We start from the raw sequence: 15,869 nt of genomic DNA on the forward strand, positions 1-15,869 counted from the left end.
CACCTGAGCCGCCCGGATCACCGGGCCGGGACAGCGCCCACGTGTTCCAGGACCGCCCGGATATCGGCCTCGTCCATACCGTTCGCCACCTGCCGTTCCTCCTGCAGGTCGCCCAGCGCCCGCACCGAAGGGTCGTCGAGGATGCGTCCCATGAACTCCAGTTTTTCCGCGAGCCGCGTGGCCACGATCTCGTCGATCGTTTCCGTGGCCGCCAGCACCGTGACGCGGGTCTCAGTGCCGGGCGCCAGGCCGAGCCGGTGGATGCGGTCAAGGCTCTGGAGGAAGCGGCCCGCCATGAAGTCCCGGTCGACGTAGACGGCGTCGTGACACTCGTGATGGAGGCTTATCCCCTCCCCCAGGGTCGCCGGGTTCGAGATCAGGACGTGGCAGTCCGGGTCTTCCCGGAAGCGGCGGAGCTGCTCCTCCCTGTCCGGCGTCCCGCCGTGGACCGCCGCCGGTCCGAATTCCGACAGGAGCCCCTGCAAAGTGGTGATGCTGCGCACGAAGGTCGACCAGACCAGAGTTTTCCGGCCCACGGCGGCGTTCGCCGACACGATCTCCCGGACCGCCCGGTACTTCGGCGGGAGCTCGTGCTGAGAAAGGTTCTGCAGCAGCGTGTAGAGCGACTCTCCATCTGGAATGTCCAGGGGAGGCACCTGAAAACTGACCGGTTCGTGCCGGGTACTCCCTTCCACCAGCAGGGCCGGACTCGTGGCCGCCATCAGCAGCCGCAGCATCGCCTTTCCGAGGGAGTCGAAATCATCCCGGGCCAGCTCCGCCCGCGCCGTATACCGGCCGACCAGCGCGTCATAGATCTCCCGGTGCAAACCCTCCAGCGGTACCGGCCGGATGACGGGCTGGAACGACGGCAGCCCCAGCTCCTTCTTGGTCGTGCGGGTGAAGAGCGGGCGCAGCACTGAACTGGCGTAGGCGAGGTCTCCGCCGGCGACGGCCTGGGTGACGACCCTGCGGCCGTGGCCGGGCCAGACGAAGGAGAGCAGGTTCTCCAGGTCGCGTGCGCCGTTCGGCGCGGGCGTCCCGGTGAGGATCAGGCGGCGCCTGCTCAGCGGTCCCAGCGCCATGCAGGCGCTGCCGTAGATGCCCTCGGCGCCCAGCTTCATCCGATGTGCCTCATCGAGGATCACCATGGAGGGGGCGGCGCGAAGCCACCCGGCGAGCCCGGAGAGCGCCCTGTCCAGCCGCTCGTAGTTGACGATCAGGATCTCGGCGTGAGGGTCGGGAAGCTTGCCCATCACCCGGATCACCGGAGCGTCACGGAAGCACGCGCGGCTCTCGTAGTCCCACGACTCGTAGGCCGACTTGGGGCTGACGACGAGAAGGCGCCGGACCGTGCCCCGCTCCTTCATCGCCGCGTAGACCGCGAGGCCGACCCTGGTCTTGCCCGCGCCGGGGACGCTGAAGTTGGCGCCGTGCCGCATGGACAGCAGCCGGGCGATGTCCCTGCGCTGGAAGTCCGTCAGGTCCGCACACCAGCTGGGGCCCAGGGCAGCCAGCACGTCGGCCGCGTCCATGCCGGCACCGGGGTCGGGACCTTCCCCCAGGTGCGCCGCTGCGGTGTCGGCGTCATCCAGGACCTCACCGACCAGCGCGACGAGGTCCGCGTCCCATTCAACGGATTCCGGGTGCGGCCACTGCGTGAGGACGTTGAGACGGGAGAGGAAGTCGTCGAGCGGCACCTCCACCGTCAGGGGGCCGCGCTGGCCCCCCAGGGTGAAGCCAGACGCCAGCCGGGCGAGTTCGGCCCGGTACGGTTCGCCAGCCTGGAGGCTGGCCTTCGTCCGTGTGACGTCGAACATGAGCCTCAGCGACGGCGCCGCCTGACCGCTCACGCCTCCTCCCGCAGCATGGCGTCGAGGAGCCAGGCCACGCCGTCACCCGGTTCCCCGATGCTCCGGCCCGCCTCACGGGCGAGCTTCGACAGGCTTGCCTTGAGCGCCAGCACCGCCTCGTCCAGGCCTTCTTCGTCCAGGCTGCGCGATGCCCGGGCCAGCGACATGTCCGTCACGCACTGTTCGATGTCCTGGACCGCGTCGTAGATACGGTCCGGCGCCGCCTGCTTCCGCTTGCGCACACGTGCGTCCTTGCCCGCCGGCACCAGGGCTTCCTCCACGGCCGCGCGGGCCTGCTCCCAGACCTGGGCGGCTTCCTGGAGGCGCTCAGGGGAGACCGGCCCCGACGAGCGGTCCACCGCCTTGGCCTGGAGCAGCACGTCGGTGAGGGCCTTCGCCGCAGCCACCTGCGGGCTGTCGCCCCACGCGGGCCTGTTCAGACCCGGAATCACACCCGCGGTCTGCGTCGGCGCCTGCTTGAGCTGTTCGGGCAGGTACCGCTGGAGGTACCTGGTCCGGAAGTCGATGTCGGCGAGACGTACGTCCGTCTTGGAGAAGTCCATGACGATGAGGGCCAGTCGGTTCTCCTTCAGCAGATCGGCCTGGCCCGGATTCTGCTTGACCGCCTTGGCGAAGGCCCGGTGGAGTTCCCTCAGCTTCTCCTGGGCGTCCTCGAAGTCCATGAGCTTGAGCTGGGCCGGCCCCGTCTTGGACCGCGCCACCAGGTCCCTCAGGCAGGACAGCACCCACAGGTCCTGCTCGGCCGTCGCGGCCCGGATGCGGAAGTCCTTCGCGACGTCCTCGACCGGCCGGCCGTTGGTCACCTGCTCGTCGATGGTCAGCAGCCTGTTGATGTACGAATACGGCCGGCGCGTGTCATGCCGGAGCTGCAGTGAGAGCTCCACGGCGTTGACGTCAGCCCAGGTGCAGCTCTCGGGGAGCACTCCCACCCGGACGCTCTTGACGCCGAGTTCGCGCAGCGCCACCACTCGGGTATTGCCGTTGACGAGAACACCGTCACGGGTGATGAGCCCAGGCTCGTTCTGGCGGTATTCCTTCAGGCTTTCCCTGAGCAGGTCGAAATCCGGGTCGCGCTTGGCGGGGTCCGACGGCAGGGCCTGGAGGAGGTGACGGAGATAGTCCTGGCTTTCAGGGCTCCAGCTGTCCATGTTCAGCAGCTCGTCCCGCGCCGGGTCGAAGGTGCGCTGCGCGCGGATGCGGTGCGTCGACGGGTTGAAGTAGACCTGGTCGATGGGCATGTCAATGACCTGGACAACGATCGGCTTCGTCCGCCACTCGACCGTCAGCGTTTCCTGCAACTGGTCGCCCGCACTGACCTCCTTGAGCCGCTGCTCGACCAGTTCCCAGTTCTCGGCGGCGCGGGGCGGCCGGCCGAAGTCCATGCTCACGTTGGTTCTCCTCCAAGGGCAACGTCGGTGTGGGGAACGGGGGCCGCTCTGTCGCGGCCCCCGGTCGTGCTCGTTGTCAGACCTACGCCTGGGCGAGGGCCTTGCGGACCTTTTCCCTGGACTCGGCCGGCAGCGTCTGGATGTCGGCCCAGATCCGTTCGACCAGGGCGAAGTCCCGCTCTCCCGAGTCCATCCAGCTTCCCAGCATCTTCAGCTCCATCGCACCGAGCCTGGACACTCCGGCGAGGACGCCGGACAGGTCCGCCGTCAGCTTCTTGCCGCCCACGCGGCAGCGGTTGCACTCCACGACGGGCTCCACCGTGCTGGTCCCGTCCGGCTGCCGGACGGGACGGCGTGCGATGTCGAGCTGCGCCGACTCGTAGGTGCCGGCGAACACGGCACCCGGGACGATGCCGCACGACCGGCAGTAGTGACCGTCCTTCGCCAGCAGCTCACGGCGCTGCGTGTCCGTGTACCCCGTCGACGGGAGCGTTCCCTTGCCCTGCTCCCAGACCGGCTCGCCGGCCGACACGAAGCGCTGCTCGTGCTGGCTGAGAGTGCTGTCCTCACGGTTCGTGTCGATCCTCCAGCCATGGCTCCTGAGCTCGCGCACACGGCGGTCGATCTGGCTCATTCCGGGGAACGCGACACGGACCTGCTCCTTGGTGAAGCACTCGCCTTCCCCGACTTCGGTCAGCAGCCACAGCGCCGCCCGCCGCTTGGCTCCCAGCTTGGTGTCCGTCCACGACGGCAGCACAGCCATGTGCAGTTCCCCTCAGTCGAGTCAGCCGGAAATGGCTGGCCGATACCCGCGGATCCCCATCGGAACTCTGCCAGCTCCTCAACCTTTGCCGATCAACTGGCCGTATTCCAGGCCGTGTCCGAATTCCCCGGCAGATGCAAACACCTTCGGCATTCCGCTCCGAGCATCCGCCGGGCGAGACTTCGAAGAGTTGGATCTTCGTGGAGAATGGAGCCGTGTTGTCCGAGGAATCGACGATGCCGGACCAGAGGTCCCCGGAACAGCGCGTCCTGGCGGCGGCCCTCAGTGCTGTCCAGGCGGTGACCGGCCGCACCCAGCGGGCCATCGCTGCGGCCGCGGGAATCAGCCCGGGTACGTTATCGACCCACCTGAGTGGTACCCGTGTACCCACAGAACCCCTGATGGAGAGCTTCTACGCGGCTGCGCAGGCCGCGGCTGACTCCGTTGGCCGCCAGCTTCCCTTCACCCTTGGCCAGCTGCGGGACTACCGCCACCGCGCCTCCACGAGGCACTGCGCGTGCTGCACGACGGCCAGCTCCGGACAGGACACGGACAGCTCCGGCTCCGGTTCCACAGGTGGGGAGGCGCCGGCTTTCGGCGCCGCCTACCGGCTCCGGCACGAGCGCCGTGCGAGGCGGAAGAGGTCTTTGGCGTCACGGTCCGTGGAAGCGGCGCCCGCCGCGCAGGTGCCGGTCCCCCCTCCCGGAGGGGACCGGCACCCCGCGGCACACCCGGACGGAGGGCCGGTGTGGACGGAGCTGGAGACAGTGGCGCGGTACTTGTCCCAGGACAGGCAGCGTGACGCGGGCATCCTGCTCTGGCAGGCCGGTGCGACCATGACGGCCAGCCAGATCCTGGACGTCGTCTCCTCTTGCCGGAACACGGGGCTGAACGAAGCGGCGGACGCCGTGCTCACCAGCGTCAGCGAGCGCCCGGACAGGCAAGCCGTGCTCAACGTCACCGCCGCCTTCCAGCAGGCTGGCCGGCACGACGACGTCAGCTACCTGCTGGCGGTCTCCGTTCAGTAACCCAAGGGCAGGGCCAGCTGTTGGTGGCCGCGGGCCAGGGCTGTGGGTGGGGTTCGGCGGGGGGTGGTGAGGGTGAGGAGGGTGCGGAGGGCCGCGATGACTTCCGCCGGGGTGTCGCGGATCATCGACGGGGTCGCGCTGACCACCAGGACCCCGTGGGACTCCAGGCGCAGCCGGCGCCGGAGTGTGGCCTGCCAGGCGTCGCGGGTGTAGTGGTACTCCGCCGAGTCGACCTCCAGGGCCACGCCCTCGTCGGGCCAGTAGGCGTCCGGGGTGGCCAGGAAGGTGCCGTCCGGGGTGTAGAGGCGGGCGTTCCACAGGGGGGTGGGGAGGTCGGTACCGGTGAGGACGTCGCGGGCGCGGGCCTCGGCGACCGAGCGGACCCCGGCGAGGAGTTCCGTCGCCGCCGCGCGGATCTCGGGACGGGCCAGGAGGCGGGAGGCGCGGAGTTCGGCGTGCAGGTCGTGCGGGTGGCACCAGCCGGCCTGGACGACCTGGGCCAGTACCGAGCGGATCCGGTCGGGGTGGGCCGCGCGCGCGGCGAAGTCGGCGGCGGCCCGGACCGGGCGGGTGCTGGGGATGCCGGACACCGTGAGGGTGCGGGGCCAGCGGCTGGTGGGCCGGGGCCGGACCTGCGGGAGCGCGGCGAGCCGGCGCGGGGCGCGGATCACGACGTCGGCGGGGACGTCCGGAGCGTCCCGGATGCCGAGGAGGGCGAGGGCGGCGGCGCCGGTGAGGGCCGCCGTGTCGCCGGAGAGCGGGTCCGCGGCGGGCTCGGCGGCGTACAGGACAGCGGCCAGGGCCCGTTGGCGGTGGTCCGGCGGGCCGGTCTGGAGGAGGTAGACCCGGGGCAGCAGGCGTTGCCAGGGGCCGCCGGGGCGGGTGCGGGAAGTGAGTGTGGCGCCGGGGATCCCGGCGGTGGTGGTGAGCTGGTGGCGGGTGGCGAGGCCGAGCTGGCGACGGGCCACCGGTACGGGTTCCTTGAGCGTGATCACGGCCCCGGTATGCCCGTGCGGGCGGCGGTCTACCTGTCGCGGCCCGGGTGATCGGGGGACAGGAAGACGACCACGCCGCTCTCGGTGCCCGGGAGGGCGGACACCTCGTGCCAGCCCAGGCGGCGGTACGTGGCCACCGTGTCCGTGGCCAGCCGCGAGGTCAGCAGCCAGGCCCGGCGCTGCGGGGCGTCCGCGGTGATCTCGGTGAGCAGGGCCCGGCCGGTGCCGTGGCCGCGCGCGTAGGCGCGTACGGCGAGTTCGTCTATCTCCAGCGCCCCGACGAGGAGTTCCCGGACCCGTTCCGCGCCGAGCTGGGCGGCGACCTGCGGGTAGGCGCGGGTGCGCGGGAAGGGGGCGCCGGTCAGCCAGCCGGTGGCGAACCCGTCGATGCCGGTCGCGGACTGGGCGAAGGCCGTACGGAAACCGGGGCGCCGGACGTCCGCCTGGAGGCGCGTCGAGAACTGGCGAATGGTTTCTTCGCCTTCGTTCCAGGGTGGCGCGGAGAAGACGTCCGCGTAGGCGTCGACCAGCTCGTCCGCGAGGTCGAGGACGGCCCGTCCGTAAGAGATCACGCTGTCGGCTCCTGGGGGGGGATGGGTGGGGTGCGGGTGGCGGGTGGTGAGTTGAGGGGGTTTCCTCCTGGAAGACCGAATCTACGCCCAGGAAGTTCCCGCTCCCGTGGGTGCGCAGAAACGGCGAGTGTGCGACAAATCGGCCGCGCGGCGTCCGTGTCGCGGACGGGTGTGGGGCGTTGAGCAGCCCGTGGACAGACTGCTGCGGGCGACGGGCCGGTGCGCGCTCGCGTTCCTCCTCGTCCTCGGGATCGTGGCGCTGCTGCCGCGCGCGGTGCGGGAGGCGGTGCCGGACGCCGTGGTCGGCGGGGCCGTGCTCCTGCTCGGGGCGGTGGGTGTCCGGCGGGCGTCGAGGGGCCCGCGTTAGCCTCGTAGGCGACCCATCGAATGATCGAATGATCGAATGATCGAATCAGCAGACAAGAAGAACGAGGGAGTTCGACATGGCGCGGGTACCGAGTTCCGTGGTGGCGGCCGCCGGCCTGGTCGGCGGCTACGCCGTCGCCCGCTGGACCAAGAAGCGGCCGCTGGGCGGCGTCGTGCTCGGCGCGGCCGGGCTCGTGGCCGGACGGGAATGGCACCGCCGGGGCGGCACCCCGGCGGCGGCCGGGCTGGGGGCGCTCTACCTGGCCGGCTTCGCGGGGGCGCACCCGCTGGCGAAGAAGGTCGGCGCCTGGCCGGCGGTCATCGGCGCGGCCGGGGTCGTCGCGGCGACGTCCTGGGCGGTCGCCGACCGCGGCTGACCCACGTACGGGCCGGCCGCGGCTGGCCCGTACGTCGCGGGCCGACCGCGGCTGACCTGCGTACGGGCCGACCGCGGCTGACCCGTATGCGGGCCGGACCGGGCCTGGCCGCGGGGACAGTGGGGCCGGTCCGGCACCGGGTCAGGGGTGGCCTCGCGGCGGCCGGAGGGCCCGGACTTCGGCGGCCGGAAGGACCCGGGAGGGGTCAGGCGCCGAAGGCTTGGGAGATCGTGTAGATCAAGAGGCCCGCCAGGGCGCCGACCACCGTGCCGTTGATGCGGATGAACTGGAGGTCGCGGCCGATGTGGGCCTCGATCTTGCGGGAGGTGTGCTCCGCGTCCCAGCCCGCCACCGTGTCGGTGATCAGCGAGGTGATCTCGGCGCGGTAGGTGGTGACCACGTACACCACCGCCCCCTCGATCCAGCTCTCGACCTTCCCCTGCAGACGCCCGTCGGTCGCCAGCCGCGCCCCCAGGGACATCAGGGACGACCGGACCCGCAGCCGCAGCTCGCTCCGCTCGTCCTCCGCCGCCGAGATCATCATCGACCGGACGGCCGTCCAGGCGGAGGCGATCACGTCCTGCACCTCGGCCCGCGCCAGGATCTCGGACTTGAGCCGCTCCACCCGCGCCCGCGTCGCGGTGTCGGACTGGAGGTCGGCCGCGAAGTCCGTGAGGAAGCGGTCCACCGCCCCCCGCGCCGGGTGGTTCGGCATGTCCCGCATCTCCGTGACGAAGCGCAGCAGCTCCTTGTACACGCGGTCGCCGATCTTGCGGTCCACGAAACGCGGGGTCCAGCCGGGGGCGCCGCCCTGGACGGCGTCCATCACCGAGTCCCCGTGGGTGACGAGCCAGTCGTGGGCCTTCGCGCAGACGAGGTCGACGGCCCGGTGGTGGCCGCCGTCGGTGACGACCCGCTCCAGGGTCTTGCCGAGGCCCGGCGCGATCTCGGCGGTCTCCGCGCGCCGCGTGATCGCCTCCCCCACGACGGCCTGCACATCGGAGTCCCGCAGCACCGTCAGGGCCCCGCGCAGCGCCGTGGCGAGCTCGGCCGTGACCCGGTCGGCGTGCTCCGGCTCGGCCAGCCAGGCGCCGAGCCGGCCTCCGATCCCGAGCGCGTGCAGCCGGGCGCGCACCACGTCGGCGGAGAGGAAGTTCTCCCCGACGAACTCCCCGAGGGAGACGCCGAGCTGGTCCTTCTTGGTCGGGATGATCGCGGTGTGCGGGATCGGCAGGCCGAGGGGCCGCCGGAACAGCGCCGTGACCGCGAACCAGTCGGCGAGGGCACCGACCATGCCGGCCTCGGCGGCGGCCGCGACGTACCCGGCCCAGCCGCCCGCGCCCCACGCGTGCTGGGCGTACTTGGCCAGCACGTACACCAGCGCGACCAGGAGCAGCAGTCCCGTCGCGGTGGTCTTCATCCGGCGTACGCCGTGCCGCCGCTCCTCGTCCGCCGCGCTGAAGACGAACGCGCCGCGGGCCGGCGGGGGCGCGGCGCGCGCCCTCGTACGGACGCCCGCGGCATCGCCCCCGGCGTCACCCGCGGCACCGCCGTGGCCCCGGCCGCGGTCGACGCCGCTCAGGCCACCGTCCGCGCCGCCACCGCCACCGCCGCCACCGCCACCGCCACCGCCGTCAACCTCGCCGCCGTCACCGTCGCCGCTCTTCACGCTGTCCACGTGCTCCTGCCTTCCCCCGGTGGCCGGTTTTGTCTGCATAGCATCCGACTCCCGGGAGGCTCGGGGAGTTCCCGGCGCGCCGTACGACGGCGGGTGCGGCGCGTACGACGGCTAGAGCTCCTTGCGCGGCCTGTCGCCGTCCAGCGGCTTCGAGCCCTTCGGCGCCTTGGTGCGGACCTCCACCCCGCCCCAGAAGGCCAGCCCGTTCACGATCACCCGCGGGGCGCCCGGCTGCGGCACGGTCTGGGCGCCGCTGTGGTCGAAGGCGCCCATGATGCCGATGCCCCGTACGTCGACCTGCACGCCCGGCGGGACCGTGATCTGGATACCGCCCATGATCGCCACGCAGGTGATGACCACCTCGCGCTCCGCGAAATCCGCCTCGCGCAGGTCGAGCTCACCGCCGCCCCAGACGGCCACCGCGTTGAAGCGCGCCGGGACGACCCAGCGGCCCTTGCGCTGGAAGCCCGACATGACGGCGACCGCCGTGGACGAGGCCCCGGAGCCGCCGATCCGGCCCGGCCAGGCGGCTCCGCCCGGCGCCTGCGCGGTCGCGGGGGCGGCGCCGGGCAGCGACGGGCCGGGTACGGGCGGCAGGTCGCGGGTCAGCGGTTCGAGCTCCGCGTACGTCCGGGACCCGTACGCCGCCTCCAGCCGCTCCTCGAACTCCTCCAGGTCGAGCCTGCCCTCGGCGACGGCGTCGCGCAGCCGTTCCACCACCCGTTCGCGGTCGGCGTCGGACGCCCTCATCGCGGGCACCGCCGCCTCCGACCGCGCGGGCGCCGCCTTCTCCGCCGAGGGCTTCTCCAGCGAGAGCCTGTCCGGCGACGGCTTCTCCAGCGAGGGCTCCGGCGACGGCTCGTCCAGCGCCGCCTTCTCCGGCGCCGCCATCTCCGCCGGGGGCTTGTCCAGCGAGGGCTTGTCCAGCGATGGCTTCTGCGGCCGCTCGTCACTCATGTGGGCCACCCTATGCAGAGACGCGGCCCAGTTGAATGCCCCGCAGGCCCCGGCTCCGCCCCCACCGGCCACTCACCCCCGCCCCGCGTACATCCGCGCGATCACGTCCTCGATGTCCGGCTCCCGCACCGACAGGTCCAGCAGCGGGTACCGCCCCGCCACCTCCGCCACCAGCGGCGCCGCCGACACCCCCGCGGGGAACGCCAGCCACTGCCGGGCCCCCTCGACCTTCACCACCCGCGCCCCCGGCACCTCGACCGGCGCGAGCTCCCGCTCCAGGTCGACCACCAGTGTCCGCTCGCCCTCCCCCAGCGCGTGCAGCCCGCCCAGCGCCCCGTCGTACATCAGGCGCCCGTGGTCGATCACCATCACCCGCTCGCACAGCTGCTCGATGTCCTGGAGGTCGTGCGTGGTCAGCAGCACCGTGGTCCCGAGCTCCTCGTTCAACTCCCGCAGGAAGCCCCGTACCTTCGCCTTGCTGACCACGTCCAGCCCGATCGTCGGCTCGTCCAGGTACAGCACCTCCGGATCGTGCAGCAGCGCCGCCGCGATGTCCCCGCGCATCCGCTGCCCGAGCGACAGCTGACGCACCGGCACGTCCAGCAACGCCGCCAGGTCCAGCTGCTCGACGCACCGCTCCATGTTCCGCGCGAACCTCGCCTCCGGGATCCGGTACATCCGCCGCATCAGCCCGTACGAGTCCTTCAGCGGCAGGTCCCACCACAGCGTGGTGCGCTGCCCGAACACCACTCCGATGCGGTGCGCCAGCCGCATCCGCTCCCGCGCCGGGTCGATGCCCGCGACGCGCAGCCGGCCGCCGCTCGGGGTGAGGATGCCCGTCAGCATCTTGATGGTGGTGGACTTCCCCGCGCCGTTGGGCCCGATGTAGCCGACCACCTCACCCCGGGCGACCTCGAAGCTGATCCCGTCGACGGCCCTGACCTGCCGTTTCTCCCGACGCATCAGCCCCACCCGACGGCGTACGTCGAAAACCTTCTCGATCCCGTCCAACGAGATCAGCGGATCCGCCACGACTAGCTCCCCGTGCTTCGGTACGAACGGACTCCCGCGCGCCACGCCAGCGACGCGGGCAGGAACAACAGGAAGGCCACCAGCGGACTCAGGAACGCCGTCCACTGCGGCAGCCCCAGCGGAACGGGCCGCCCCAGCACGTACAGCGCGGGCAGCCAGTTGACGAAGGCGAGCGGCACCACGAAGGTCACCCCGCGCAGCAGGTCCCGCCCGAACACCGTCGGCGGGTACTGGAGCATCGTGCAGCCCCCGTAGGTGAAGGAGTTCTGCACCTCCGCCGCGTCCCCCGCGATGAACTGGAACGCCGCACCGGCCACCAGCACCGCCGCGAAGATCCCCGCCCCGGCCACCACCATCACCGGGACCAGCAGCACCTTCCCGGCCGTCCAGTCCACCTCCAGTACGGAGATCCCCCAGGTCATCACCGCCAGCCCCTGCGTGATCCGCCCCAGCCGGCGCAGCGCGAAGCGGTCGGCCGCGACCTGCGCGAGGACCGGGACGGGGCGCACCAGCATGGTGTCGAGGGAGCCGTCGCGGATCCGGAGCCCGATCCGGTCGGTGTTGCCGAGGAACAGGTCGGCGAGGCCGAGGGAGACCGAGCAGGTCCCGTAGAGCAGGGCGACCTCGGGCAGCGTGAAACCGCCGAGGGCCTCGATGTGGGAGAACATGACGGCGATCGCGACGAAGTCGAGCAGCGAGATCACCGCGTTCCCGAAGGAGGCGAGGAGGAAGGACGCCCGGTACGCCATCGTCGACCGGATCCACATCGCCACGATCAGCCGGTAGCCGCGCAGCCCCTCGCGGGCCCGTCCGCGCCACGACACGACGTCCCGCACATCCCGCACGCCCCGGTCGTCCCGCACGCCCCGGGCGTCCCCCGCGACACCGACCTCGACCGCTTCGACCACCTCGGCCACCTCGCCCGGTACCCCGGCGGCGTCAGCCACCCTGGATCACCACCTTCCGCGTCGCCGCCGACTGCACCAGCCGCCCCGCGCCCAGCAGGACGAGCGCCCACCCGGCCTGGAACCCCAGCGCCCGCGCCGCGCCGCCCGCCCCCGCGTGCGTACCGAGCAGCACGTCCAGCGGGACCTGGAGCATCGCCGACCACGGCAGCAGCCGCACCAACTCGCCGAAGCCGCCCGGGAACACCGTCAGCGGCAGCAGCATCCCCGAGCAGAAGATCGTCACGACGGCGGCCATCATGTTGATCCCCGCGCCGTCCATCAGCCAGAAGGCCGCCAGGCCCAGCAGGTAGCGCACCGCGAAGCTGACGGTGAGGGCGAGGACGACGGACACCGTGAACAGCAGCCAGCGCGCCGGATCGGCCGGCAGCGCCAGCCGGAAGGCGAGCGCGCCCGCCAGCAGGGGCACCACCCCGCGCCCCAGCAGCTGGAAGGCGGCCCGCCCGAGGTCGGCCGCCAGCCACCACAGCTGGAGGTCCGCCGGCCGGTAGAGGTCGACGGCGATGTCACCCGTACGGATCCGTTCCTGAACCTCTTCCTGGAAGCCGCCGCCGAGCAACGAGGCGGCCGCCAGCATGGCCTGGCTGACCCAGACGAAGGTGAGCGCCTGCGCCTGGTCGTACCCGCCGAGGCCGGGACGCTCGTCCCACAGCGCGATGTACGTGTACGCGACGATGAAGCCGAAGACGGTGTTGGTGAAGACCCCGGCGGCCGTGGCCGTTCCGTAGGTGGCGTAACGCCGGAACCCGCCCGCCGCCACAGCCGCGTAGAGCCACGGCCTGTGCCCTGCGCTACCGTCACCGGAGCCCCCGCCGGAGCCCCCGCCCGAGCCCTCCCGGACGCCTTCGCGCCGGGCCGCTCCGCCACCCGCTCTCTGACGCACCGTATCCCTCCGTTTCCCACGTCGTTCCTACGTCGGCCAAAGCGCGCGAGCTTAGTGCGGAGGGGCGAGCCACGCGACCGTTTTATGCCCGTCCGGAGCGGAATCAACGGCCATCGGGTAGACACACCTTGAGGTACGGAAGTGGATGTTTCGCACGGTCACGAGGAGTCCCGGCGATGAGCGACCAGTCACCACCCCCGGGCTGGCCCCCTCGCGACCCGGACACCCCGCGGGAACCCCCCGGCGACGGCGCCCGGGAGGGCGCGCCCGGCGCCCCGCCACCCCCGGGCCGCGGACCGGCGGCCACCGCGAACGGCGGGCGCCGGCGCACCGGATGGCGCCGCGCCCTGCCCACCTGGCGCATGCTCCTGGGTGGCGTCCTGCTGCTCGCCCTGCTCGTCGGCGGCGCCCTCGTGGCCGGCTACCTGCTGGTCGACATCCCGCCCGCCAACGCCGCCGCCACCGCGCAGTCCAACGTCTACCTCTACGCCGACGGCTCCCAGATCGCCCGGGACGGCGAGGTCAACCGCGTCAACGTGCCGCTCTCGCAGGTACCCCGCAGCGTCCAGGAAGCCGTACTCGCCGCGGAGGACCGCGACTTCTACTCCGAACGCGCCGTGGACCCCAAGGCGATACTGCGCGCCGCCTGGAACACCGCGACCGGCAAGGGCACCCAGTCCGGATCGACCATCACCCAGCAGTACGTGAAGAACTACTACCTGGGCCAGGAACAGACGTTGAAGCGCAAGGCCAAGGAGTTCTTCATCGCGATCAAACTCGGTCGTGAGAAGTCCAAGGACTACATCCTCGAGGGATACCTCAACACCAGCTACTTCGGCCGCAACGCCTACGGCATCCAGGCCGCCGCCCAGGCCTACTACGGCAAGGACGTCACCCGACTCACCGCCGCCGAGGGCGCCTACCTCGCCACCCTCCTCAACTCCCCCAGCGCCTTCGACGTCGTCTCGCACCCCCAGAGCCGCGACCGCGCCGTCGCCCGCTGGAACTACGTGCTCGACGGCATGGTCAAGAAGAAGTGGATGTCCCCCGCCGAGCGCGCCGCCGTCCGTTTCCCCGAGCCCGGGAAGGTCCGCCCGGCCGCCGGGCTGTCCGGGCAGCGCGGCTACCTCGTGGAGGCCGTCAGGGACTACATCACCGAGCACGGGATCCTCGACGACAAGACCCTCGCCGAGGGCGGCTACCGGATCACCACCACCATCGACAAGCGGCGCCAGGGCGAGTTCGTCGACGCCGTCCGGAAGCAGATGGTCGACAAGCTCGACCCGGCGGCCCGGCCCGCGGACCGCCTGGTGCGCGCGGGCGGGGTCTCCGTCGACCCGGCCACCGGCAAGATCGTCGCCCTCTACGGCGGCATCGACTACACGAAGCAGTACGTCAGCAACGCGACCCGGCACGACTACCAGGTGGCCTCCACCTTCAAGCCGTTCGTCTTCGCCTCCGCCGTCGAGAACGAATCCCGCACCCAGGACGGCCGCCGCATCACCCCGAACACCCTCTACAACGGCGACAACAAGCGCCCCGTCGTCGGCGGCCGGATCCGCTTCGCGCCCGAGAACGAGGGGCAGGTGTCGTACGGTCCGATCACCGTCAACACCGCCACCGACCTCTCCGTCAACACCGTGTACGCGCAGATGGCCGTCGACGTGGGCGGGGCGAAGGTCAAGTCGACCGCCATCGCCCTGGGGATCCCGGAGAACACCCCGAACTTCGACGCGGGCCCGGCCATCGCGCTGGGGACCATGCAGGCCAGCGTGCTGGACATGACGCAGGCGTACGCGACCCTCGCCGACCACGGGCGCCGCACCCCGTACACCTTCCTGGAGAAGATCACCAAGGGCAGCGAGAACGTCCGCCTCCCCGACCGCACCCCGACCCAGGCCATCAGCCGGGAGGCCGCCGACACGACCACCTCGATGCTGGTCAGCGTCGTGGACAACGGCACGGGCACGGCCGCCCTCGCGGCCGGCCATCCGGCCGCCGGAAAGACGGGCACGGCCGAGCAGGACCGCTCGGCGTGGTTCGCGGCGTACACCCCGGACCTGGTCACGGTGGTCTCGATGATGGGCCAGGACCCGGACACGGGCACCCTGCAGCCCCTCTACGGGGCCCTGGGCGAGGCCCGCATCGGGGGCGGCGGCTATCCGGCCCGGATCTGGGCGGCCTACACGAAGAAGGCCCTGGAGGCCACGGACCCGGTGGACTTCGACCTGGACCTCCAGCCGGGCGCGGCCCAGCCCCCGCCGCCCGTCGCGCCGACCACCCCGCAGCAGCCCCAGGGCAGCCGGCCGCCGTCCGAGCCGAGCCCGCCGACGGACGGCGAGACGCAGGGCGGCCGGGACCAGGGGGGACAGAACCAGGGAGGGCAGAACCAGGGGGGCCAGACGCAGGGCGGCCAGAACCAGGGAGGGCAGACTCAAGGGGGCCAGGACCAGGGCGGGCAGACGCAGGGAGGCCAGACGCAGGGAGGCCAGACCAGCGGCGGCGAGACGACCGGGGGCCAGACCACCGGCGGCCGGACCACCGGGGACCAGACCCAGGGCGGCCGGACCACCGGCGGCGAGACGACCGGGGGCGACACCACGGGCGGAGGGGCACTCCGCCGCCGCCCCGCGGCCGATCTCCTGGAGTGATCCGGGCCGGGGTCAGTGCCCGGAGGTGACCTTCAGCCCCACCACGGCGACCAGCAGCAGGCAGATGAAGAAGATCCGGGAGACGGTGACGGGCTCCCCCAGCACCGCCATCCCGAGCACGGCCGCACCCGCGGCGCCGATGCCGACCCAGACGCCGTACGCCGTACCGATGGGCAGGGTCTTGGCCGCGATGGACAGCAGCACCATGCTGGCTACGATGCCGGCACCGGTGAACACGGACGGCCAGAGCCGGGTGAAGCCCTCGGTGAACTTCATGCCGATCGACCAGCCGACTTCGATGAGACCGGCGACGAGAAGAAGAACCCATGCCATGACGAGGCAC

At 71.9% G+C, this 15,869-nt stretch carries 15 protein-coding genes; 4 read left to right on the plus strand and 11 right to left on the minus strand.

Annotated features, from left to right (window positions below):
• Window positions 1–17: 17 nt before the first annotated feature.
• The 3 genes from ACZ5D2_RS13410 to ACZ5D2_RS13420 form a co-directional block, all read right to left on the minus strand.
• The gene (locus ACZ5D2_RS13410; protein WP_468929032.1) at window positions 18–1,850 is read right to left on the minus strand and encodes a DEAD/DEAH box helicase; all 1,833 of its coding nucleotides are present in this window, start codon (window positions 1,848–1,850) and stop codon (window positions 18–20) included.
• Entirely contained in the window at window positions 1,847–3,253 is a 1,407-nt protein-coding gene (locus tag ACZ5D2_RS13415; RefSeq protein ID WP_468929081.1) for a ParB N-terminal domain-containing protein, read from the minus strand. Before ACZ5D2_RS13415 ends, ACZ5D2_RS13410 begins: the two co-directional genes overlap by 4 nt.
• An 88-nt stretch (window positions 3,254–3,341) precedes the next feature.
• Window positions 3,342–4,022 carry a hypothetical protein gene (locus ACZ5D2_RS13420; RefSeq protein ID WP_468929034.1) on the minus strand — a complete coding sequence of 227 codons (681 nt, stop codon included), beginning with the start codon at window positions 4,020–4,022 and terminating at the stop codon, window positions 3,342–3,344.
• Window positions 4,023–4,801: 779 nt separating this feature from the next.
• Here ACZ5D2_RS13420 and ACZ5D2_RS13425 point away from each other — a divergent pair.
• The gene (locus ACZ5D2_RS13425; RefSeq protein WP_468929036.1) at window positions 4,802–5,050 is read left to right on the plus strand and encodes a hypothetical protein; all 249 of its coding nucleotides are present in this window, start codon (window positions 4,802–4,804) and stop codon (window positions 5,048–5,050) included.
• Here the strand turns inward: ACZ5D2_RS13425 and ACZ5D2_RS13430 are convergent.
• Both ACZ5D2_RS13430 and ACZ5D2_RS13435 read right to left on the minus strand, forming a co-directional pair.
• Window positions 5,044–6,045: a hypothetical protein gene (locus ACZ5D2_RS13430; protein ID WP_468929038.1), complete on the minus strand. Its 1,002-nt coding sequence runs from the start codon at window positions 6,043–6,045 to the stop codon at window positions 5,044–5,046. The genes ACZ5D2_RS13425 and ACZ5D2_RS13430 overlap by 7 nt on opposite strands.
• 29 nt (window positions 6,046–6,074) lie before the next feature.
• Complete coding sequence (locus tag ACZ5D2_RS13435; RefSeq protein ID WP_371678392.1) at window positions 6,075–6,617, minus strand: GNAT family N-acetyltransferase; 543 nt, start codon at window positions 6,615–6,617, stop codon at window positions 6,075–6,077.
• A 190-nt stretch (window positions 6,618–6,807) separates the two neighbouring features.
• On the opposite strand from ACZ5D2_RS13435, the gene ACZ5D2_RS13440 reads away from it, so the two are divergent.
• Together ACZ5D2_RS13440 and ACZ5D2_RS13445 are read left to right on the plus strand one after the other, a co-directional pair.
• Window positions 6,808–6,984, plus strand: coding sequence for a hypothetical protein (locus tag ACZ5D2_RS13440; protein ID WP_371678391.1), 177 nt, complete (start codon window positions 6,808–6,810; stop codon window positions 6,982–6,984).
• Between the two features lie 76 nt (window positions 6,985–7,060).
• Window positions 7,061–7,360 carry a hypothetical protein gene (locus ACZ5D2_RS13445; RefSeq protein WP_266839246.1) on the plus strand — a complete coding sequence of 100 codons (300 nt, stop codon included), beginning with the start codon at window positions 7,061–7,063 and terminating at the stop codon, window positions 7,358–7,360.
• Between the two features lie 205 nt (window positions 7,361–7,565).
• Here the strand turns inward: ACZ5D2_RS13445 and ACZ5D2_RS13450 are convergent, their stop codons facing one another.
• From ACZ5D2_RS13450 to ACZ5D2_RS13470, 5 genes are all read right to left on the minus strand, one after another.
• Complete coding sequence (locus ACZ5D2_RS13450) at window positions 7,566–9,029, minus strand: DUF445 domain-containing protein (protein ID WP_468929083.1); 1,464 nt, start codon at window positions 9,027–9,029, stop codon at window positions 7,566–7,568.
• Window positions 9,030–9,149: 120 nt separating this feature from the next.
• A complete protein-coding gene (locus ACZ5D2_RS13455; RefSeq protein ID WP_468929040.1) occupies window positions 9,150–9,995 on the minus strand; it encodes a DUF1707 SHOCT-like domain-containing protein in 846 nt (281 codons plus the stop codon).
• A gap of 72 nt (window positions 9,996–10,067) precedes the next feature.
• Window positions 10,068–11,027 (minus strand): ABC transporter ATP-binding protein, encoded by a 960-nt coding sequence (locus ACZ5D2_RS13460; protein ID WP_371678388.1) that lies wholly within the window; start codon window positions 11,025–11,027, stop codon window positions 10,068–10,070.
• 2 nt (window positions 11,028–11,029) lie between these two features.
• Window positions 11,030–11,890: an ABC transporter permease gene (locus tag ACZ5D2_RS13465; RefSeq protein WP_371681263.1), complete on the minus strand. Its 861-nt coding sequence runs from the start codon at window positions 11,888–11,890 to the stop codon at window positions 11,030–11,032.
• Window positions 11,891–11,966: 76 nt separating this feature from the next.
• Complete coding sequence (locus ACZ5D2_RS13470; protein WP_468929086.1) at window positions 11,967–12,752, minus strand: ABC transporter permease; 786 nt, start codon at window positions 12,750–12,752, stop codon at window positions 11,967–11,969.
• Between the two features lie 299 nt (window positions 12,753–13,051).
• Between ACZ5D2_RS13470 and ACZ5D2_RS13475 the strand changes: the two genes are divergently transcribed.
• On the plus strand, window positions 13,052–15,526 hold the full coding sequence (locus ACZ5D2_RS13475) for a transglycosylase domain-containing protein (RefSeq protein ID WP_468929042.1): 2,475 nt from the start codon (window positions 13,052–13,054) through the stop codon (window positions 15,524–15,526).
• Between the two features lie 12 nt (window positions 15,527–15,538).
• Here the strand turns inward: ACZ5D2_RS13475 and ACZ5D2_RS13480 are convergent, their stop codons facing one another.
• On the minus strand, window positions 15,539–15,859 hold the full coding sequence (locus tag ACZ5D2_RS13480) for a DMT family transporter (protein ID WP_371678386.1): 321 nt from the start codon (window positions 15,857–15,859) through the stop codon (window positions 15,539–15,541).
• Between the last annotated feature and the right edge of the window lie 10 nt (window positions 15,860–15,869).

Source organism: Streptomyces sp. NPDC031479 (assembly GCF_055581065.1).